19 protein-coding genes are annotated in these 19,318 nt (G+C 64.5%); 13 read left to right on the top strand and 6 right to left on the bottom strand.

All coding sequences use genetic code 11. The annotated features are described in order from the left end of the window. Positions 1 to 106: 106 nt before the first annotated feature. Entirely contained in the window at positions 107 to 1,180 is a 1,074-nt protein-coding gene (locus LOY37_RS15755; RefSeq protein WP_093381715.1) for a sigma-54-dependent Fis family transcriptional regulator, read from the bottom strand. Between the two features lie 274 nt (positions 1,181 to 1,454). On the opposite strand from LOY37_RS15755, the gene LOY37_RS15760 reads away from it, so the two are divergent. From LOY37_RS15760 to LOY37_RS15770, 3 genes are read left to right on the top strand one after another with little or no spacing between them, the layout of a single operon-like run. Next, a complete protein-coding gene (locus LOY37_RS15760; RefSeq protein WP_195884407.1) occupies positions 1,455 to 2,678 on the top strand; it encodes a lipase family protein in 1,224 nt (407 codons plus the stop codon). 11 nt (positions 2,679 to 2,689) lie between these two features. Then, on the top strand, positions 2,690 to 3,886 hold the full coding sequence (locus LOY37_RS15765) for an LLM class flavin-dependent oxidoreductase (protein WP_213604086.1): 1,197 nt from the start codon (positions 2,690 to 2,692) through the stop codon (positions 3,884 to 3,886). Between the two features lie 4 nt (positions 3,887 to 3,890). Beyond that, the gene (locus tag LOY37_RS15770; RefSeq protein ID WP_258715214.1) at positions 3,891 to 5,450 is read left to right on the top strand and encodes an ABC transporter substrate-binding protein; all 1,560 of its coding nucleotides are present in this window, start codon (positions 3,891 to 3,893) and stop codon (positions 5,448 to 5,450) included. Here LOY37_RS15770 and hpaA read toward each other — a convergent pair. Then, the gene (hpaA, locus tag LOY37_RS15775; RefSeq protein ID WP_045194037.1) at positions 5,447 to 6,349 is read right to left on the bottom strand and encodes a 4-hydroxyphenylacetate catabolism regulatory protein HpaA; all 903 of its coding nucleotides are present in this window, start codon (positions 6,347 to 6,349) and stop codon (positions 5,447 to 5,449) included. The genes LOY37_RS15770 and hpaA overlap by 4 nt on opposite strands. A gap of 143 nt (positions 6,350 to 6,492) precedes the next feature. Here hpaA and LOY37_RS15780 point away from each other — a divergent pair, with 143 nt between their 5' ends. The 8 genes from LOY37_RS15780 (at position 6,493) to hpaI (ending at position 13,864) form a co-directional block, all read left to right on the top strand. After that, positions 6,493 to 7,164, top strand: coding sequence for a fumarylacetoacetate hydrolase family protein (locus LOY37_RS15780; RefSeq protein WP_258715215.1), 672 nt, complete (start codon positions 6,493 to 6,495; stop codon positions 7,162 to 7,164). Further along, positions 7,164 to 7,937: a fumarylacetoacetate hydrolase family protein gene (locus LOY37_RS15785; protein WP_045194039.1), complete on the top strand. Its 774-nt coding sequence runs from the start codon at positions 7,164 to 7,166 to the stop codon at positions 7,935 to 7,937. Before LOY37_RS15780 ends, LOY37_RS15785 begins: the two co-directional genes overlap by 1 nt. 5 nt (positions 7,938 to 7,942) lie before the next feature. Continuing rightward, positions 7,943 to 9,403 carry a 5-carboxymethyl-2-hydroxymuconate semialdehyde dehydrogenase gene (gene hpaE, locus LOY37_RS15790; protein WP_045195632.1) on the top strand — a complete coding sequence of 487 codons (1,461 nt, stop codon included), beginning with the start codon at positions 7,943 to 7,945 and terminating at the stop codon, positions 9,401 to 9,403. 120 nt (positions 9,404 to 9,523) lie between these two features. Beyond that, positions 9,524 to 10,381, top strand: coding sequence for a 3,4-dihydroxyphenylacetate 2,3-dioxygenase (hpaD, locus tag LOY37_RS15795; RefSeq protein ID WP_123566362.1), 858 nt, complete (start codon positions 9,524 to 9,526; stop codon positions 10,379 to 10,381). A 105-nt stretch (positions 10,382 to 10,486) separates the two neighbouring features. Further along, complete coding sequence (locus tag LOY37_RS15800; protein WP_123566361.1) at positions 10,487 to 10,879, top strand: 5-carboxymethyl-2-hydroxymuconate Delta-isomerase; 393 nt, start codon at positions 10,487 to 10,489, stop codon at positions 10,877 to 10,879. Positions 10,880 to 10,930: 51 nt separating this feature from the next. Next, positions 10,931 to 12,235 (top strand): MFS transporter, encoded by a 1,305-nt coding sequence (locus tag LOY37_RS15805; protein ID WP_093381700.1) that lies wholly within the window; start codon positions 10,931 to 10,933, stop codon positions 12,233 to 12,235. A gap of 11 nt (positions 12,236 to 12,246) precedes the next feature. After that, positions 12,247 to 13,050, top strand: coding sequence for a 2-oxo-hept-4-ene-1,7-dioate hydratase (gene hpaH / locus LOY37_RS15810; RefSeq protein WP_045194043.1), 804 nt, complete (start codon positions 12,247 to 12,249; stop codon positions 13,048 to 13,050). Positions 13,051 to 13,060: 10 nt separating this feature from the next. Then, positions 13,061 to 13,864 carry a 4-hydroxy-2-oxoheptanedioate aldolase gene (gene hpaI / locus LOY37_RS15815; protein ID WP_258715216.1) on the top strand — a complete coding sequence of 268 codons (804 nt, stop codon included), beginning with the start codon at positions 13,061 to 13,063 and terminating at the stop codon, positions 13,862 to 13,864. A gap of 72 nt (positions 13,865 to 13,936) precedes the next feature. On the opposite strand, the gene hpaR is transcribed toward hpaI, so the two are convergent. Further along, a complete protein-coding gene (hpaR, locus tag LOY37_RS15820) occupies positions 13,937 to 14,359 on the bottom strand; it encodes a homoprotocatechuate degradation operon regulator HpaR (RefSeq protein ID WP_093381688.1) in 423 nt (140 codons plus the stop codon). Between the two features lie 164 nt (positions 14,360 to 14,523). Here hpaR and LOY37_RS15825 point away from each other — a divergent pair, with 164 nt between their 5' ends. Beyond that, positions 14,524 to 15,822, top strand: coding sequence for an FAD-binding oxidoreductase (locus LOY37_RS15825; protein ID WP_258715217.1), 1,299 nt, complete (start codon positions 14,524 to 14,526; stop codon positions 15,820 to 15,822). A 34-nt stretch (positions 15,823 to 15,856) separates the two neighbouring features. Then, entirely contained in the window at positions 15,857 to 16,222 is a 366-nt protein-coding gene (locus LOY37_RS15830) for a cupin domain-containing protein (RefSeq protein WP_093381683.1), read from the top strand. A 103-nt stretch (positions 16,223 to 16,325) separates the two neighbouring features. On the opposite strand, the gene LOY37_RS15835 is transcribed toward LOY37_RS15830, so the two are convergent. From LOY37_RS15835 to feaR, 3 genes are all read right to left on the bottom strand, one after another. Further along, positions 16,326 to 16,910, bottom strand: coding sequence for a TetR/AcrR family transcriptional regulator (locus LOY37_RS15835; RefSeq protein ID WP_093381681.1), 585 nt, complete (start codon positions 16,908 to 16,910; stop codon positions 16,326 to 16,328). 27 nt (positions 16,911 to 16,937) lie between these two features. After that, positions 16,938 to 18,161: a multidrug effflux MFS transporter gene (locus LOY37_RS15840; RefSeq protein ID WP_258715218.1), complete on the bottom strand. Its 1,224-nt coding sequence runs from the start codon at positions 18,159 to 18,161 to the stop codon at positions 16,938 to 16,940. 131 nt (positions 18,162 to 18,292) lie between these two features. Beyond that, positions 18,293 to 19,237 carry a transcriptional regulator FeaR gene (feaR, locus tag LOY37_RS15845; protein WP_195884416.1) on the bottom strand — a complete coding sequence of 315 codons (945 nt, stop codon included), beginning with the start codon at positions 19,235 to 19,237 and terminating at the stop codon, positions 18,293 to 18,295. Between the last annotated feature and the right edge of the window lie 81 nt (positions 19,238 to 19,318).

Genomic DNA, 19,318 nt, shown 5'->3' on the forward strand with positions numbered 1-19,318 from the left:
CTATGGCTTTTGGGTGTACTGAGTTACAGATTCAGGTTGGCGGTAATTATACGGATCAGATGGACTTTAAGCATCGCGGCGACCCGACTTGCCCCGCGATGAGGCCCTAAAGGGCGACACCGTCCGTGCGCTTCAACTCACCAATTTTCTCCAGCCGCGCCCGCACGATGTTGCGGCTGATATTCAGCAAGCGCCCGGTCTGCAACTGGTTGCCATGGCAGAAGCGGTACGCGCTGCGAAACACCGTCTGCTCGATATGCTCGTACAAGTCCGGGATGTTCTGCTCGAACAGCGCCGTCAGCGCCGCTTCAAGGCTTGGCGGCTCGCTGGCGATGCGCAGCGGCTGGCTGTGTTCTTCCTGGCGGATGCCCACCGAGCGCATGTCCACCAGGTGCAGGTCGGCCGGCTGCACCACTTGTTGCCGGCACACCAGCAGCGCATGGTGAATGGCGTTTTCCAGCTCGCGGATATTGCCCGGCCAGCTGTGCGAGAGCAGCTTGCGTTCGCTTTCCAGGCTCAGGCTGGCGCGGCTGTAACCCAGGCGCTGGCAGTGCTCTTCAAGGAAAAACTCGGCCAGCGGCAGGATATCCCCAGGCCGTTCGCGCAGCGGCGGCAGGCGGATGGTTGCCACGTGCAGGCGGTAGAACAGGTCTTCACGGAAATGCCCGGCCACCACCGCATCGGCGAGGTTGACGTTGGTCGCCGCCACCAGGCGCACGTTGATCGGGATCGGTGTGCGCGAACCGAGGCGCACCACTTCGCGCTCCTGCAGCACGCGCAGTAATTTCACCTGCATGTTCAACGGCAGGTCGCCGATTTCATCGAGGAACAGCGTGCCGCCATTGGCCGCTTCGAACCAACCGGCCTTGCTGTTGGTGGCACCGGTAAAGGCGCCCTTCTCGTGGCCGAACAGTTCGCTCTCGACCAGGGTTTCGGCGAAGGCGCCGCAGTTGACCGCCACGAACGGCTCGCGCCCGCGGCGGCTGAGTTGATGGATATGGCGGGCGACCAGCTCCTTGCCGGTGCCGGTCTCACCGATGATCAGGGTGTTGGCTTCACTCGGCGCCAGGCGTTCGATGCGGCTGAGCAGTTCCTGGGAGCGCGGGTCCTTGAACACCAGAACGGTGGCGCGTACGGATTTGGTCAGTTCCCGGGCGTGGGGATGGGTTATCAGCGACATGGTGCATTCCTGGCAGTGAAAGCGCAGGGCCATAGTGCCCGAAACAAATTAGAACAAATAATTATTAATTAGCATTTATATATTCCAATTAGAGATATGCACTTGAGGCTGCTGCCACAGCAGCAGTCGCCCAGCAATCCGTGGCTGCCAGCCAGCATCGACGCGCCGCCAGGATTGCCCTTGAAGGCATTTCGGCCCTGCAAAACCGGGCCCTGCAGCGCCCTGGCACGCATTTCGCTCAGGCCTGGCAAACGCACCGTGCAAGGACCTCTCGATGAAACTGGAAAAAACCTTCGCCTTTGGCCTGAGCCTTTTGGCCCTGTCGCTCAGCGCCGTGGCCGCAGAAACCTTCGCGCCAAAGCCCGACCCGCTGCAAGGTGACGGCCGGGTCTCGGCGTTCTACAGCTGGAGCCAGGCGATCCCTGGCAAACCGGGCAAACTGCTGCGCAGCGAACCGCTGGAAAAAACCCTGAGCCTGCCCGGCGCCGCCTCGCAACTGCGCATTCTCTACAGCTCTACCGACGGCATCGACGGCAAGACCCCGGTGGCGGTCTCCGGCGCGCTGTTCATCCCCAAAGGCCAGGCGCCGGCAGGCGGCTGGCCAGTAGTGACCTGGGGCCATGGCACGGTGGGCGTGGCGGATGTCTGCGCGCCGTCCTGGGCCGGGCGCTCTTACCGCGACGTGCAGTACCTGGCGCGCTGGCTCAACGAGGGCTACGCCATCGTCGCCACCGACTACCAGGGCCTGGGCGTGCCCGGCGGCCATCCGCTGCTGAACAACCGCATGGCCGCCTACGGCATCCTCGATGCCGCCCGCGCGGTGATCGCCGGGGTGCCGGGGCTGGCCAACAAGGTGCTGGTGGTCGGCCAGTCACAGGGCGGCGCCGGCGCCTTCGCCTCGGCCGCCTATGCGCCCACCTATGCCCCGGACCTGGGCCTGAAGGGCAGCGTCGGCACCGGGGTGATCTACACCGTCGGCGCGAAGAACGTCGGCGAACAGGACCAGGACAAGGTCGACGCCTCGCTGGCCTACGGTTTCTACACCCTGCTGGCGGCGCAGCAGTACGACCCGAGCATCGACCCACGCGATTTCTACACCGACAAGGCCCTGCCGCTGTTCGAACAAGCGCGCAGCACTTGCCTGTCGTCGCTGGTGGCCGATGTGCTCGGCACCGGCCTGACCCCGGCCAACACCCGCAAGGCCAACAACGGCGAGCAGCTCAAGCCGTGGCTGGCGCAGGTCTCCTACCCGACCCTGAAACTCGCCCAGCCGATCTTCATCGGCACCGGCGCCGAAGACAAGACCCCGGCCGCCGCTACCCAGGTGGCGCTGATGCAGGACGCCTGCAAGACCGGCTCGATCGTCGAAGGCCACCTGTACAAGGGTCTGGGCCACAGCGAGACGGTCAACGCCTCGCTCAAGGACTCGCTGCCGTTTGCCCGCAAGGTGTTCAACGACCAGCCCATCGCCCCCCTCTGCAACCCCACCGTGCAATAAGGACGCTGACCGTGAGCATTGAATTCTTCACCCGCCTGCCCTTGCACGGCGAAACCCAGTTCCTCCCTGGCGATCCGCGCAACCGCGGCGACTGGCATGCCGGCGGCGACAGCACCGGCGCCGTATCGAACTTTGCCGTGGGTGATCACTTCACCTACATCGACTACCTCGGGCAGATCGCCCGCGCCGCCGAAATCAACGGCTTCGGTGGCGCGCTGATGGTCAACGCGCCGTCCGGCGAAGAGCCCTGGACGGTGTGCTCGCTGCTGGCCCGCGAAACCCGCACGTTGAGCTACGTCACCGCCTTCCAGCCCTACCACTACACGCCCTGGATCGCGGTGCAGCAAGCGGCGACCTACCAGCGCGCCAGCGGCAACCGCCTGGTGTGGAACATCATCAATGGCGGCTCGGATAGCGTGCAGCGCCAGGTTGGCGACTTCAGCGACCACGATGAACGTTACGAGCGCGCCACCGAGTTCATGGACGTGGTCAAGGGCTACTGGCACTCGGAGAACTTCCACTACCAGGGGCGCTTCTACAAGGCCGAAGGCGGCGGCCTGCGCGGCCCGCAGAAAAAGGCCGAGTTGCCGCTGATCTGCACCGCCGGCTCGTCGATCGCAGCACGGGAATTCGCCGCCCGCCACGCCGACTTCTACCTGATGCGCGCCGAGCACCCGGACGAGATCCGCACGCTGATAGCCGACATTCGCGAGCGCGCGCTCAAGCATGGCCGCAGCAATATCCGCTTCGGCCTGTCGATCGATGTGATTACCCGCGAGACCGAAGCCCAGGCACTGGCCGAGGCCAGGCGCTTCTTCGACGAAGGCGTGGCCAAAGGTGCGGTCAAGGCTGTGGCCGCCCATGCCGGGCTGCGCACCGCGCGCAAGCTCAGCTACGAAAACGAGTACGCGGCCAAGGACGAAACCCGGCCGTTCGACGACTTTTTCATCTACCCCAACGTCTGGGCCGGCTTCGGCTATATCGGCATTCCGCCGGGCCTGGCGCTGGTCGGCAGCTACGCCAACGTGGTGGCGCGGATTCGCGAGTACAACGCGCTGGGCATCGACCTGTTCTTCCTCGCCGGCTACCCGCACCTGGAAGAGGCCTACCGCCTGGGCGAGCACATCCTCCCGCACTTTCGCGGCGAACGGGCGCCGCTCAAGCGCATCGACACCCAGGCACCCGCCCTGCGTGCAGCAGGAGCCTGAGGCCATGGACCTTTTCGATCAGCAGCGCCGACGCTTTCTCGGCTATAGCCTGGCGCTGGGCAGCGGCCTGCTGCTCAGCGGCTGCGGCCCTGACGCACCGGCCGCCAGCAGCCCGGCCAGCGACCCGCCGCGCCATGGCGGGCGCCTGCGCCTGGGCGTGCTGGCCGGCGGCCAGGTCGGCAACCTCGATGCCCACAAGCCGATCGGCAGCGGCATCGTCCGCGGCTTTGCCCTGTACAGCAAGCTGTGGGAATGGGACGAGCAGATGCAGCCGCGCCTGGCCCTGGCTGAAGAAGCCGAAGCCAGCGCCGACGCCAGCAGCTGGACCGTGCGCCTGCGCCAGGGCCTTGAGTTTCACAACGGCAAGAGCATCGATGCCGACGACCTGATCTTTTCCATTCGCCGCCTGACCGACCCGCAACTGGCGTCGCCTTACGCCGCGCTGCTGCACTGGGTCGATCGCGACAACCTGGAGAAACTCGACGCACGCACCGTGCGCATCCGCTTCAAGGACGGGCGCAGCTACCTGCCGCTGGCCGAAACCTGGGTCAACTTCGGCGGCATCGTCCCGGTCGATTACCACCCGGTGACCAACCCGGTGGGTGCCGGGCCGTACAAGCTGAAAAGCTTCAGCCCCGGCCAGCGCTCGGTGTTCAGCCGCTTCGAGAACTACTACAAGGACGGTAAACCCTACGCCGATGAACTGGAGATCATCGACTTCAAAGACCAGGTCTCGCGCCTGGCGGCCTTGCGCGCCGGGCAGATCGACATGGCCAACGGCCTGCCCAGCGAGCAGCTGCAGATCATCGAACGCGACCCGCGCCTGCAACTGGTGACTTCGGTCAGCGGCAACTGGCTTTCGTTCGAAATGAACACCAGCAAACCGCCGTTCGACAACCCCAAGGTGCGCGAAGCCTTTCGCCTGCTCGCCGACCGCCCGGAGCTGGTGCGCCGTGCCTTGAACGGCCAGGGCCGGGTGGCCAACGACCTGTACGCACCTGATGACCCGACCTTCAACCACAGCCTCGGCCCGCGCCCCCATGACCCGCAACGGGCGGCGCAATTGCTGCGCGAAGCCGGCTACGAGCAGTTGCAAGTCGAGCTGGTGACCACCAGCGGCCCGGCCCTGGCCTCGGCGCTGGTGTTCGCCGAACAGGTCAAGGCCATCGGTGTGAACCTCAAGGTGCGCCAGGTCGACCAGGCCACCTTCGACGGCCCGCAGCACGACCAGTGGCAACTGAGCACTGGCGGCACCATCGGCGCACCGTTTCTGGCCAGCGCCATGCACATCGACGCGCCCTTCGCCGTGGCCAACAAGACCCACTTCAACGACCCGCAGTTCAGCGAACTGTTCCTCCAGGCCATGGCCCAGCCGGACCTGGCCAAGCGCAGCGCGCTGGTGCACCAGGCCCAGCAGATCCAGTATGAGCGCGGCGGCTTGCTGATCTGGGGCTATGTGAATCTGCTCGATGCGTTTTCGCGCCAGGTCGGCGGCGCCGCAGCCGAGCAGACACTGTTCAGCACCTGGCGTTTCGACAACCTCTGGCTGCGCGGCCAGGCCTAGCGCAATCCAGCCTGACGCTGACGGTACTCCCCCGGCGTCAGCTGCGCATAGCGCAAAAAGAACCGGCTGAAGTACGCCGGGTCCTTGAAGCCCAGGCGGTAGCAGATCTCGTTGGCCGAGCTGCCGGTGTACAGCAGCAGACGCCGTGCTTCCTGCATCAGGCGTTCGAGAATCAGGCGCTTGGACGGCAGGTCGGCGATGCGCCGGCACACTTCGTTGAGCCGCGCTTCGGTGACGCCGATGCCCTGGGCATAGCGCGCCAGCGGCCAGTGCTCAAGGTAGTGGGCCTCGATCAGTTCATTGAAACGATGAAACACCTGCAAGTCTTCATGACGGGTTTGCCGCGCCGGCAGCGAGCGCGCGCACAGGCGCAGCAGGCTGGTCATGATCAGCCGCGTCAGGCTTTCCAGCGCCGCCCCGCGCCCGGCGGCGCTGGCGTTGATTTCACTGTGCAGCTCATCGAACAGCAGCGCCAGGCGCCGCGCCTCGGCGGCGTAGCTTGGTTCCAGGCCGCTCAAGGCCACACAGGCCGGCGCCACCTGCGGCCCCGGCGCCAACCCGGGATCGGCTTCAAGTAGCTGCCAGACCAGTTGCTGGCGCACGGTCAGCACATGGCCGTCGGCGTCGGGTTCGGTTACGAAGGAATGCGGGATGGTCGGTGGCGTAAGGAAAAACATCGGCCCCGATTCGACGTACTGCTGATCGTCCAGGTACACCCGCACCGTGCCGCTTTTGACGTAATGCACCTGGAAAAACCGGTCATGGCGGTGCACCGGCATATTGCGGCCGAAAAACCCGGCGAGGTTGCCGAGCTTGTCGTAATGCACCTCGGCATCGCTGTAGCGCTGATCGTAGACCTGGCCGATGTTGATGTTGGGGATTGGTTGTTGCTCGCGCATGGCCCTGCTCACGCTTGTTGTTATGCGGCCAGCTTACTCCTGCTGCAAGCCGCTTGCATTTCGTTAACATCTTAATTATAACGTTAACACATTAACAATTATTCGAGCAGGGACCCTGCCCCTGCCCCAGCCAGGAGAACCCCATGAGCCGTGCCTTGCACGATGCTGCCAGCGGTACCTTGTTCGGCGTTGCGCTGAACTACCAGGGCCTGCTTGACCAGCGTCTCGCCGAATTCGAACAGCCGCCCTATCAAAAGCCACCGGTCAAGCCGGTGCTGTTCATCAAGACCCCCAACACCCGCAATGGCCATGGCCAGCCGGTGGTCTACCCGCAAGGCATCGAGCACCTGCAACCGGGCCCGGCCCTGGGCGTGGTGATCGGCAAGCGTGCCACCCGGGTCAGCGTCGACGAGGCCCTCAGCCATGTCGCCGGCTACACCATCGTCAACGAATTCAGCCTGCCCGAAGACAGCTACTACCGCCCGGCGGTCAAGGCCAAGTGCCGCGACGGTTTCTGCGCCCTGGGCCCTGAACTGGTGCCGGCCGCGCAGGTCGCCGACCCGCAGCAACTGAGCATCAAGCTGTTCGTCAACGGCGCCCTGCGCCAGCACAACAGCACCGCCAACATGGTTCGCAGCGTCGCCCAGCTGATCGCCGAGATCAGCGAATTCATGACCCTGCACGAAGGCGATGTGCTGATTACCGGCACCTCCGAAGGCCGCGTCGATGTGCTGCCCGGGGACCAGGTTGAAGTCGAGATCAGCGGCCTCGGACGCCTGACCAACAGCATCGTTGCCGCGCAGGAGAAGCGCTGATGAAACACGCACGTATCCGTTACCAGGGCGAAGTCCACGCCGTCACCGTCGAGGCCGACAACGCCGTGCGCCTGGCCGATGGCCGCTTGCTCGCCGAGCAGCAGGTCGAGTGGCTGCCACCGGCCACCGGCAATATGTTCGCCCTGGGCCTGAACTACGCCGACCACGCCGCCGAGCTTGCCTTCACACCGCCCACCGAACCGCTGGCGTTCGTCAAGTCGGTGGGCACCTACACCGGCCACAACCAGGTCAGCTGGCGCCCGGACAACGTCGCCTACATGCACTATGAGTGCGAACTGGTGGCAGTGATCGGCAAGCCTGCGCGCAACGTCAAGCGCGAGGATGCGCTGGAGTACCTGGCCGGCTACACGGTGTGCAACGACTACGCGATTCGCGATTACCTGGAGAACTACTACCGGCCCAACCTGCGGGTGAAAAACCGCGACGCCACCACCCCGGTCGGGCCGTGGATCGTCGATGTCGCCGATGTGCCGGATGCCTCCAACCTGACCTTGCGCACCTGGATCAACGGTGAGCTCAAGCAGCAAGGCAGCACCAAGGACATGATTTTCGACATCCCCTACCTGATCGAATACCTGTCCAGCTTCATGACCCTGCAGCCGGGCGACATGATCGCCACCGGCACCCCCGAAGGCCTGGCCGACGTGGTGCCGGGCGATGAAGTGGTGGTCGAAGTCGAAGGCGTCGGGCGCCTGGTCAACCGTATTGTCAGCGAAGCCGAGTTCTTCGCCCTCAACCGCCAAGAGGCATGAGCAGCATGATCAAACACTGGATCAACGGCCGTGAGGTCGAAAGCAAAGACGTGTTCGTCAACTACAACCCGGCCACCGGCGAGGCCATTGGCGAAGTCGCCAGCGGCGGTGCCGAAGAAGTGGCCCAGGCGGTAGCGGCAGCGAAAGAGGCGTTCCCGAAATGGGCCAACACCCCGGCCAAGGAGCGCGCGCGGCTGATGCGCAAGCTCGGCGAGCTTATCGAGCAGAACGTGCCGCACCTGGCTGAGCTTGAAACCCTCGACACCGGTTTGCCGATCCACCAGACCAAGAACGTGCTGATCCCGCGGGCCTCGCATAACTTCGACTTTTTCGCCGAAGTCTGCACACGCATGGACGGCCATACCTACCCGGTCGACGACCAGATGCTCAACTACACCCTGTACCAACCGGTGGGCGTGTGCGGGCTGGTGTCGCCGTGGAACGTGCCATTCATGACCGCCACCTGGAAGACCGCGCCGTGCCTGGCCCTGGGCAACACCGCAGTGCTGAAGATGAGCGAACTGTCGCCGCTGACCGCCAACGAACTGGGGCGCCTGGCGGTGGAAGCCGGCATCCCCAACGGCGTGCTCAACGTCATCCAGGGCTACGGCGCCACCGCTGGCGACGCCCTGGTGCGCCACCCCGATGTGCGTGCCATTTCCTTCACCGGCGGCACCGCCACCGGCAAGAAGATCATGCAGACGGCGGGCCTGAAAAAGTACTCCATGGAGCTGGGCGGCAAGTCGCCGGTGCTGATTTTTGAAGACGCCGACCTTGAGCGCGCCCTGGATGCGGCGCTGTTCACCATCTTCTCGCTCAATGGCGAGCGCTGCACCGCCGGCAGCCGTATCTTCATCCAGCAGAGCGTCTACCCGCAGTTCGTCGCCGAGTTTGCCGCGCGGGCCAAGCGCCTGATCGTCGGCGACCCGCAAGACCCGCAAACCCAGGTAGGCTCGATGATCACTCAGGCCCACTATGACAAAGTCACCGGTTACATCAAGATCGGCATCGAAGAAGGCGCGACCCTGCTCGCTGGCGGCCTTGAGCGCCCGGCCAACCTGCCGGCGCACCTGGCCCGCGGGCAGTTCATTCAGCCCACGGTGTTTGCCGACGTGAACAACAACATGCGCATCGCCCAGGAAGAAATCTTCGGCCCGGTGGTGTGTTTGATCCCCTTCAAGGACGAAGCCGAGGCGCTGCGACTGGCCAACGACACCGAGTATGGCCTGGCCTCGTACATCTGGACGCAGGACATCGGCAAGGCGCATCGTCTGGCCCGCGGCATCGAGGCCGGCATGGTGTTCATCAACAGCCAGAACGTGCGCGACCTGCGCCAGCCGTTCGGCGGGGTCAAGGGTTCAGGCACCGGCCGTGAGGGCGGGCAGTACAGCTTCGAGGTGTTTGCCGAGATCAAGAACGTGTGTATCTCGATGGGCAGTCACCATATTCCGCGCTGGGGCGTCTGACAGCATCGCGGGGCAAGCCCGCTCTCACAGGTTTTGAGGCTGCCTTGTGGGAGCGGGCTTGACCCGCGATGAAGGCGCAACCGATCGCACACAAGAACAACAATTTCCAGGAGTTCCATCATGGGCGAAGTCGTCCTGGCAGCCAAAGTCTGCCACGTACCCTCGATGTACCTGTCCGAACTGCCCGGCAAACATCATGGCTGCCGCGAGGCGGCGATTGCCGGGCACAAGGAAATCGGCCGCCGCGCCCGCGAACTGGGCGCCGACACCGCCGTGGTGTTCGACGTCCACTGGCTGGTCAACAGCGGCTACCACATCAACTGTGGCGAACACTTCAAGGGCACCTACACCAGCAACGAGCTGCCGCACTTCATCAAGAACATGGACTTCGAGTACCCCGGCTGCCCGCAACTGGGCGAGCTGATCGGCCTTGAAGCCAACGCCGCCGACGTGCGCACCCTGGCCCACAACATCCCAAGCCTTGAGCTTGAATACGGCACCCTGGTGCCGATGCGCTACATGCACATGGACGTGCCCGACGAGCACAAGCTCAAGGTCGTGTCGATTGCCGCCTGGTGCGCCTGGCACCGCCTGGAAGACAGCTTCGCCTTCGGCGCCGCGGTGCGCCGGGCCATCGAAAAGAGCGACCGCAAAGTGCTGGTGCTGGCCTCCGGTTCGCTGTCGCACCGTTTTTCCGATGACCGCAACGCCGAAGCCAACATCCACAACTGGACCCGCGAATTCGACAAGCAGATGGACCTGCGCGTGGTCGAGCTGTGGAAGCAGGGCCGCTTCAAGGAGTTCTGCGCGATGCTCCCGGACTACGCCAACCACTGCTACGGCGAAGGCGGCATGCACGACACGGCGATGCTCCTGGGCCTGCTTGGCGGTGCCGACTACAACAAGCCGGTCGAGGTCCTGACCGAGCCGTTCGGCAGCTCCGGCACCGGGCAAATCAACGCCATCTTCCCGCTGTAGCGCGAAGGCAGCAGCCACAAGCTTCAAGCCACAAGCTGCAAGCGAAGAGCACGCGCTCTTGCCGCTTGTAGCTTGCCGCTTGCCGCCGTTCAAACGGAGATCTTCATGCCGCACTTCATCGCCGAGTACACCGACAACATCGAGCAACAGGCCGACCTGCCCGGCCTGTTCGCCAAGGTCCACGCCAGCCTGGGCGCCAGCGGCGTGTTCCCCCTGGGCGGCATCCGCAGCCGTGGCGTGCGCCTGGACAGCTGGCGCATGGCCGATGGCAAGCACGACTACGCCTTCGTCCACATGACCCTCAAGGTCGGCCACGGCCGCGACCTGCAAACCCGCACCGAGGTCGCCGAGGCGCTGTTCGCGGTGATCACCGCGCACTTTGCCGAGCTGCAAAGCCAACGCCTGCTGGCGCTGTCGTTCGAGATGATCGAGCTGCACCCGCAGCTGAATTTCAAACAGAACAACGTTCACGCCTTTTTGCAAAACCAGGCGGGCTGAACCACAGCCACCCGCCCTCCCCAACGGCCCTCTGACAAAAAGTACAAGATCATGAGCACAGCCAATACTGCCCAACACGCTGCCCTTGCCCAACATGACTCGACCCACAGCAAGATCACCTGGCGGCTGATGCCGCTGCTGCTGATTTGCTACCTGTTCGCTCACCTGGACCGCATCAACATTGGTTTTGCCAAGATGCAGATGAGCAGCGACCTGCACTTCAGCGACACGGTCTACGGCTTTGGTGCCGGGCTGTTCTTCATTGCCTACGCGCTGTTCGGCGTACCCAGCAACATGGCCCTGGACCGCGTCGGCCCACGGCGCTGGATCGCCACCCTGATGGTGGTCTGGGGTACGCTGTCGACCAGCATGCTCTGGGTCGAATCGGCCTCGGGCTTCTATGTCCTGCGCTTTTTGCTCGGCGTCGCTGAAGCCGGCTTCTTCCCCGGCATCCTGGTTTACCTCAACCGCTGGTACCCGGCCCGCCGTCGTGGGCAGATCACCGCGCTGTTCGCCATCGCCGTGCCCATGGCCGGGGTGGTCGGCGGGCCGCTGTCGGGCGGCATCCTCGAGCTGTTCCACGACGCCGCCGGCCTGCGTGGCTGGCAGTGGATGTTCCTGATCGAAGGCGCGCCGGTGGTGTTGCTCGGCCTGGTAGTGCTCAAGTGCCTGCCCGACAGCTTCGAGAGTGTCAGCTGGCTGAACGGCACTGAAAAGCAGCAACTGCGCGAGCAACTGAACCAGGAAGAGCAGCGCAAATCCATCACCTCGTTTGCCGGCATCCTGCGTGACAGCCAGGTCTGGCTGCTGGTGGCGGTGTACTTTGCGGTGATGTTGGCGGTCAACACCCTGGCATTCTGGATGCCGACCCTGATCCACGGCGCCGGCATCGGCAGCGATGGCCGCGTCGGGCTGTTGAGCGCCGTGCCGTACCTGGCCGGGTGCTTCTTCATGATCGCCTGTGGCCGTTCCTCCGACCGTCAGCGTGAACGCCGCTGGCACCTGTGCGTGCCGCTGCTGATGTCGGCCACCGGTATCGCCGTGGCCGGCCTGGCACCCGGCAACCCGGTGATGGTGCTGGGCGGCCTGATCATCGCCGGCATGGGCGCCAGCGCTGCCTTGCCGATGTTCTGGCAACTGCCGCCGGCATTCCTCTCGAACACCACCCAGGCCGCCGGTATCGCCCTGATCAGCTCGTTCGGCAGCATCGCCTCGTTCCTCGCCCCGTACCTGATCGGCTGGATGCGCGACACCACCCAGAGCGCCAGCCTGGCCCTGTACGTACTGGCGCTGTTCATCACCCTCGGCGGCTTGCTGGTGCTGCGCACCAAGGCTGCCATCGTCAACCCTCAGTAAGAGATTTCGCCATGCTTGACCACAGCCAGATCCTGCAAGCCGCCGCCCAGCTCGAGCGCGCCGAACGCAGCCGCGAACAGGTGCGGCAGTTCTCCCTGGAGCACCCGGGCATCAGCATCGAGGACGCCTACGCCATCCAGCGCGCCTGGGTCGCACAAAAAATCGAGGGCGGGCGCAAGCTGGTCGGCCACAAGATCGGCCTGACCTCGCGGGCCATGCAGGTGTCGTCGAACATCACCGAACCGGACTACGGTGCGCTGCTCGATGACATGTTCTTCGACGAAGGCAGCGACATCCCCTTCGAGCGCTTTATCGTGCCGCGGGTCGAGGTGGAGCTGGCGTTCGTCCTCGGCAAGCCGCTCAAGGGCCCGAACGTGACCCTGTTCGACGTACTCGACGCCACCGAGTGGGTAATCCCGGCGCTGGAGATCATCGATGCGCGCATCCAGCAGATCGACCCGCAGACCCAGGCCACCCGCAAGGTCTTCGACACCATCTCCGACAACGCCGCCAACGCCGGCGTGGTCATGGGCGGGCGCGCGGTGCGTCCGGGCGATATCGACCTGCGCAAGGTGCCGGCGGTGCTCTACCGCAACGGCGTGATCGAAGAGTCCGGGGTTTCGGCGGCGGTGCTCAACCACCCGGCCAAGGGCGTCGCCTGGCTGGCCAACAAGCTGGCACCGTACGACGTCACCCTTGAAGCCGGGCAAATCATTCTCGGCGGCTCCTTCACCCGCCCGGTGGCGGCCAACCCCGGCGATACCTTCCATGTCGACTACGACATGCTCGGTTCGATTGCCTGCCGTTTCGTTTGAGGAATTGCCCATGGACATGCCCGTCAACCGCTTCAAACAACGCCTGCAACGCGGCGAGGCGCAAATCGGCCTGTGGCTTGGCCTGGCCGAGCCGTACTGTGCCGAGCTTGCCGCCAACGCCGGTTTCGACTGGCTGCTGATCGACGGCGAACACGCGCCCAACGACCTGCGCGGCATGCTCGGCCAGTTGCAGGCCATCGCCCCCTACCCGGCCCAGGCGATCATCCGCCCGGTGATCGGCGACACCGCGCTGATCAAGCAGGTGCTGGATATCGGCGCACAAACCCTGCTGGTGCCGATGGTCGAAAGCGCCGGGCAGGCCCGCGAACTGGTGCGCGCCATGCACTACCCGCCCAAGGGCATGCGCGGTGTCGGCAGCGCCCTGGCGCGGGCCTCGCGCTGGAACAGCATCCCCGGCTACCTCGACCAGGCCGATGAGCAGATGTGCCTGCTGGTGCAGATCGAAAGCCTTGAAGGGCTGCGCAACCTTGAGGCGATTGCAGCGATCGAGGGCGTTGACGGGGTGTTCATCGGCCCGGCGGATTTGAGTGCCTCCATGGGCTATCGCGGCAACCCCGGGCACCCCGAGGTGCAAGCGGCGATTGAACAGGCGATCGTGCAGATTCAGAAGGCCGGCAAGGCGGCGGGGATTCTCAGTGCCGATGAAGCCTTGGCACGGCGCTACCTGGAGCTGGGCGCAGGCTTCGTCGCGGTGGGGGTCGATACCACGGTGTTGATGAAGGGCTTGCAGGGGTTGGCGGGTAAGTTCAAGGGGGATGTGGTAGTGGGCTCGTCTGGGCCTTCTGTGTATTGACTGTACTGGCCTCATCGCGGGTCAAGCCCGCTCCTACACATCCCGTAGGAGCGGGCTTGACCCGCGATGCGGTCACCGCCCCACCTGCTTCAACTCCTCCAGCAAGCCCAGCAACGCCTGCAGCTTCTGCTCGCCGAACTGCTCCTGAATGCGCCGGTAATTGCTCTCCATGCACTGGCTCATCGAGGCAAAAATCTCCTCGCCCTTTTGCGCCAGGTTGACCAGCACCCGGCGCTGGTCCTGTTCGGCCTTGCGCCGGCTGACCAGGCCGGCCGCCTCCATGCGCACCAGCACGCCGGTCATGCTCGGCTTGAGGATGCAGGCCAGTTCCGCCAGGCGGTAGATCTCCATTTCGCCCTGTTGGCGCAGGATACGGATCACCCGCCACTGCTGCTCGGTGAGCCCGTGCTGGTTGAGCGAGGGGCGGAAAAAACGCATGGCCGCTTCGCGGGCTTGCAACAAGGTCAGGGTCAACGACGGGCGCGGCTGGGGCATGGGAAGGCTAATCATCAGGCTACTTTGTTAACACTTTAACAAAATCAACGCCTTGCCACAGCCCTGGCACCGGCAGTCAAGGCCGGCGGCACGCAGGGTCAAGACGCAGGCGCCGGGCAAGGCCTTAATAGAGCCCATCAGTACTTCACTTTTCAGGCTGCGCCATGATCAACATCGAAACGCCGACCTACTACACCGCCACCAAAAAATACAACCTGAGCTTCCCGACCCTGGAACAGGACGTGGACGCCGACGTGGTCATCATCGGCGGCGGCTTTTCCGGGATCAACACGGCCCTGGAGCTGGCGGAAAAAGGCATCACCAACATCGTCGTGCTCGAAGCTCGCTACCTGGGCTTTGGCGGCACCGGGCGCAATGGCGGGCAGATCATGGCCGGCATCGGCCATGATCTGGAGAAGATCAAGCAGCACGTCGGCGACGATGGCCTGCGGCAGATCTTCGAGATCAGCGACCTGGGCGCCGACATCATCAAGAACCGCATCGCCAAGTACGCCATCGACGCCGACTTCTGCCACGGCTATGGCTACATGGGCTTCAACGCCCGCCAGGAAAAAACCCTGCGCGCCTGGGAAAAGGACTTCAAGTCGGTCAACACCCAGCATGAGATCCGATTTCTCGGTGGCAGCGAGGTCAAGCAGATCATCGGCTCCGACGCCTACAGCAGCGCCTTGCTGCACATGGGCGGTGGCCATGTGCACTCGCTGAACCTGTTGCTCGGTGAAGCCAAGGCGCTCAGCGAACACGGCGTGCGCATCTTCGAGAACAGCCCGGCGCTGCAGGTGCAGTACGGCGAGCGCATCCGCGTGCGCACCGGGCGCGGTTCGGTGACCGCCAGCAAGCTGCTGTGGGCTTGCGACAGTTTCCTCAACAAGCTGGAGCCGGAGCTGCACCGCTCGACCATCAACACCTACGCCTTCCAGATGATGACCGAGCCATTGCCGGACGAACTGATCCAGCGCATCAGCCCGATTCGCGGGGCCTACAGTGACATCCGCCCGGTCATCGACTACTACCGGGTGACCAACGAGAACCGCCTGCTGTTTGGTGCCGCCACGCCGCTGGTCGAACACATCCCGGGCGATCTCAAGGCCTGGAACCGTAACCTGATGCTGAAGATTTTCCCCTACCTCAAGGACGTGAAAATCGACCTGGCCTGGGGCGGGCCGATGGCCTGCAGCCCCAACCTGTTCCCGCAGATCGGCACCCTGCCCGGTCGGCGCAACGCTTTCTACGTGCAAGGTTATTCCGGTTTTGGCGTCACCCCCAGCCACATCATCTGCAAGGTCCTGGCCGAAGGCATGAGCGAAGGCTCGGCGCGCTATGACCTGATCAGCTCGGTGCCACGCCCGACCATCCCGGCCAAGGATCAACTGCGCTCGGTGCTGCTGACCGCCGGCAAATCCTGGCACCAGCTGTCCGGCTACTGGAATGGCCGGCGCTAAGCCCCAACTCTTTCAACCCTCAAGGAACACTGACATGACCCTGACTGCCGTCACCCCGAACCTCCAGCTCAGCCAACTCGACGCCTGGGGCACCGTTGCCGACCTGGGCTCGCAGATACTCGAAGGCGAAGTACGCGCCTTCGGCAAAATGACCTTCGGCGCACCGACCGACCCGGTCAGCAGCGCCTACTTTGGCACCACCACCGGCAAGTTCCGCATGGTCTACCCGTTCAACGAACAGGCCGTGGTAGTCACCGGTCAGGTGCGCTTGACCGACGAAGCCACGGGTGTGAGCCGCACCTACAACGTGGGTGACAGCTGGTTCGTGACCAAGGGCACGCCGGTGCTCTGGGAGATTCTCAGCGAGAGCTTTGTGAAGCATTATTTTGCGGTGGTCTGACTGAAAGCATCGCGGGTCAAGTCGGGTCGCCGCACCGCCGCTCCCACAGAGCCACTCTGTAGGAGCGGCGGTGCGGCGACCCGACTTGACCCGCGATGAGGCCCTAAAGCTTTGCCAACGACATCCCGAACATCCACCAAAGCGCCGCCAACCGCCGCTCAAACGCCTCCGCCCCCGCATAGATCAACTCGACATTCAAACTGTCGACGATCCCCAGGTAGGCATCGCCATACAAGCGCTGCTGCCCCTCCTCCAGCCCCGGCGCGAACGTGCGCAACGCCTGGGCAAACAACTCGCCCAGCCTCGCCAGGTAGGCCTCGAAGCCGGCACAGATCACCGGCCGCAGTTCACTGGGCGGGAAGAACGCCGTGCGCAGCATGAAGCGCAAATGCGCCGAGGCCTGGTAGCGCGCGTTCAAGCGCTCGGCAAAACGTTGCCCCGGCAGCTCGCCGGTCGGCACCTGCTCGGCAAAGCACGCCTCCAGGTACTCGTGCTCGGCGTGCAGGGCCCGGGCATAGACCACCTGGAACAGGTCGTCCTTGCCGGCAAAATGCGCATACAACGACGGCTTGCGCATGCCCGCCGCGGCGGCGATATCGTTGAGCGACGAGGCGTCATAACCCAGTTCGGCAAACTGCTCGACGGCAATCGCGCAGATCTTTTCCGCCGACGGCGTCAGGCTTCTCATAGCGGTGTCTCCCCCAACAAATACGGATCAATGCCCAGCCAGGCTGTGCACCTGCGGCTCGGCATGGCGGGTGCTGATGTGCACCAGCAGCGCCACGCACAGCGCCGAAAGGCCGAGCAACAACGCCCAGTGCGCCGCGCCCAAAGGCGCCATGATGCCCGACAATGGCGTGGCGAACGACGAAATGATCAACTGGAAGGCACCGAGCAACGCAGCAGTCGAGCCCAGCGCGGTGCTCTGCGAAGACATCACCAGCGACATCAGCGTGGCCTCGGCAATGCCCAGGCCGAACATGGCAACCGCCATGCCGGCAACGATACCCACCAGCCCCGCCGCACTCAGCGCCCCGACCAGCACCAGCACGGCGCCGACCAGCATGCACGCCGCGCCCCAGCGGGCCAGGCGCACCAGGCCCTTGCGCGCCACCAGGCGGCCCGCGGTGATGGCGCCGAGCAGAATGGCCACGCCGGTGGCGCCGAACAGGGTGCCGAACGCCTCGACCGACAGCCCGAAGTGATGCTGGTAAACGAAAGCGGCCCCGCCGATGTAGGCAAACAGAAAGAAGAACACCGCCGACAAGGCCAGGGCCGGGCGCAGGAACTGGCGGTCGCGGGCGATCCGTACGTAGGTGCGCAAGAACTCCCGAGGCTGCCAGGCCATGCGCTTGTCCTCGGGCAAGGTTTCCTTGAGCATCAGCGCCGAGTTGATCAGCACCAGCACGCCCAATGCCGCCAGCACCAGCATGATCGCCCGCCAGCCAAAGTGCGCACCGACAAAGCCGCCCAATGCCGGGGCAATCACTGGCGCCAGGCCTTCGATGGTCATCAGCAAGGCGAAGATCTGCGCCGCCCGCGCGCCTTCGGCAACGTCACGGACCATGCTCATGATCACCACCAGGGTCAGGGCGCTACCCAGGCCCTGGATGAAACGCGCCAGCAGCAGGCTGTTGAGGTCGGGCGCGGCAGCGGCGGCCAGCGAGCTCAAGACGAATACCAGCAAACCGGCAAGCAACGGCCGGCGCCGACCGAGGGTGTCGACCAACGGTCCGAACAACAACTGCCCGGCGCCCATGGCCAGGAGGAACACGGTCAGGGTCAGTTGCACCCCGGCATAAGAGGTGGCGAACTCGCTGGCGATGCTTGGCATGCTGGCCAGGTACATGTCGACCGCCGAGGGCCCGAGGGCGCCGATCAGGGCCAGGGAAATGGCGAAGCCGACCCGGGCGGTCGGCGTGGAGGCTGCACTGTGCATAGGCTTGATTCCAGATAAAAACGGGACCTGGCTGGCGCTTGGCGCTCTACCTACCTATCGGTAGGTAGCCAGGTCGGACGAGCCTATACAGACCGCATCCTGCGGTCAAGCCAGCAACGATCAAACGCTGATCAGGCCAGGCTGCTGGCGCGGTAGTCCTTGGGCGACTGCTCGAACTGCTTCTTGAACGAGCGGCTGAAGTGCGCCGAGTCGGTGAAGCCCCATTTGTAGGCAATGGTGGTGATCGACTCGCGCTTGAGCACCGGGTTGGCGAGGTCGGCGGCGCTGCGTTTGAGGCGCGCGCGCTGGATGTAGCGGCAGACGCTGTCGCCCTGCTCTTCGAACAGGCGGTAGAGGTGGCGCACGGAAATGTTCAGGCGGTTGGCGAGGTTGACCGGGGTCAGGTTGGCCTGGCCGAGGGAGTCATCGATGACTTTTTGCACATAACTGCGCAGGTTGGCGCCCTGTATTGAGGCCGGCAACGCGCAGAGGTCGTCGCTGCCTTCAAGGGCCGAACCGAGCAGCGACAGGAAGGCGCTGTGCAGCGCCTGACCTTCGCCCTGCTCGTCTTCGCCGGCGCTTTGCTCTTTGCACAGCTGGTCCATCAGCAGGTGCAGCATGCGCCCGCAGGCGCGGGTCTGGGAGATCTTGCCGAAGGTGCGGCTGTCGCTGCCCAGTTGCTTGCACACCTCGGCCCGCGACAACGACAGCGAAGCGTGCTCGATCAGGCCGAAGGGCATGATTTCGCAGGCACCGGCGGCGTCCATCAGGAGCATTTCGCCGGGCGCCAGCTGGATGCTGACGCCGTTCTGGGTGATCTGCGAGAAGCCGGTGCGCTGGCTGACCAGAAAGCAATGCTGGTCGTTGTCGCGGTCGCTGTTCAGGCCCTTGCGGCGGATCAGCCCGGCGTTGGTACGCAGGTTGGCCAGGGCCAGGCCGCCGCGCGACCAGGTGGAAATCTCGCCGATGAACAGCGAGGGGTTGAACGCCAGTTCCGTCTCGTACACCCCGCAGATGTTCTGCATCGTTGCGTTCCAGCGTTCCAGCGCAGGGCTGCTGGCGTGATGGATACTCATGGGTACCTCCACAATGGCATCTTGTTTTTGTTGGGCAATAGTTAACATGTTATCTATGTGCGCGCAACTTGCGTGAAGCAG

Source organism: Pseudomonas sp. B21-012 (assembly GCF_024749305.1).
In the GTDB taxonomy this organism is placed as follows: domain Bacteria; phylum Pseudomonadota; class Gammaproteobacteria; order Pseudomonadales; family Pseudomonadaceae; genus Aquipseudomonas.

Coding starts and splice junctions, on each gene's coding strand:
- hpaA (WP_045194037.1), bottom strand. CDS start 6,349: ATGCGCGAGCAACAACCAATCCCCAACATCAACATCGGCCAGGTCTAC.
- feaR (WP_195884416.1), bottom strand. CDS start 19,237: ATGAGTATCCATCACGCCAGCAGCCCTGCGCTGGAACGCTGGAACGCA.
- LOY37_RS15840 (WP_258715218.1), bottom strand. CDS start 18,161: ATGCACAGTGCAGCCTCCACGCCGACCGCCCGGGTCGGCTTCGCCATT.
- LOY37_RS15780 (WP_258715215.1), top strand. CDS start 6,493: ATGAGCCGTGCCTTGCACGATGCTGCCAGCGGTACCTTGTTCGGCGTT.
- LOY37_RS15805 (WP_093381700.1), top strand. CDS start 10,931: ATGAGCACAGCCAATACTGCCCAACACGCTGCCCTTGCCCAACATGAC.
- LOY37_RS15770 (WP_258715214.1), top strand. CDS start 3,891: ATGGACCTTTTCGATCAGCAGCGCCGACGCTTTCTCGGCTATAGCCTG.
- LOY37_RS15760 (WP_195884407.1), top strand. CDS start 1,455: ATGAAACTGGAAAAAACCTTCGCCTTTGGCCTGAGCCTTTTGGCCCTG.
- LOY37_RS15830 (WP_093381683.1), top strand. CDS start 15,857: ATGACCCTGACTGCCGTCACCCCGAACCTCCAGCTCAGCCAACTCGAC.
- LOY37_RS15755 (WP_093381715.1), bottom strand. CDS start 1,180: ATGTCGCTGATAACCCATCCCCACGCCCGGGAACTGACCAAATCCGTA.
- hpaE (WP_045195632.1), top strand. CDS start 7,943: ATGATCAAACACTGGATCAACGGCCGTGAGGTCGAAAGCAAAGACGTG.
- LOY37_RS15800 (WP_123566361.1), top strand. CDS start 10,487: ATGCCGCACTTCATCGCCGAGTACACCGACAACATCGAGCAACAGGCC.
- LOY37_RS15835 (WP_093381681.1), bottom strand. CDS start 16,910: ATGAGAAGCCTGACGCCGTCGGCGGAAAAGATCTGCGCGATTGCCGTC.
- LOY37_RS15825 (WP_258715217.1), top strand. CDS start 14,524: ATGATCAACATCGAAACGCCGACCTACTACACCGCCACCAAAAAATAC.
- hpaR (WP_093381688.1), bottom strand. CDS start 14,359: ATGCCCCAGCCGCGCCCGTCGTTGACCCTGACCTTGTTGCAAGCCCGC.
- hpaD (WP_123566362.1), top strand. CDS start 9,524: ATGGGCGAAGTCGTCCTGGCAGCCAAAGTCTGCCACGTACCCTCGATG.
- hpaI (WP_258715216.1), top strand. CDS start 13,061: ATGGACATGCCCGTCAACCGCTTCAAACAACGCCTGCAACGCGGCGAG.
- hpaH (WP_045194043.1), top strand. CDS start 12,247: ATGCTTGACCACAGCCAGATCCTGCAAGCCGCCGCCCAGCTCGAGCGC.
- LOY37_RS15785 (WP_045194039.1), top strand. CDS start 7,164: ATGAAACACGCACGTATCCGTTACCAGGGCGAAGTCCACGCCGTCACC.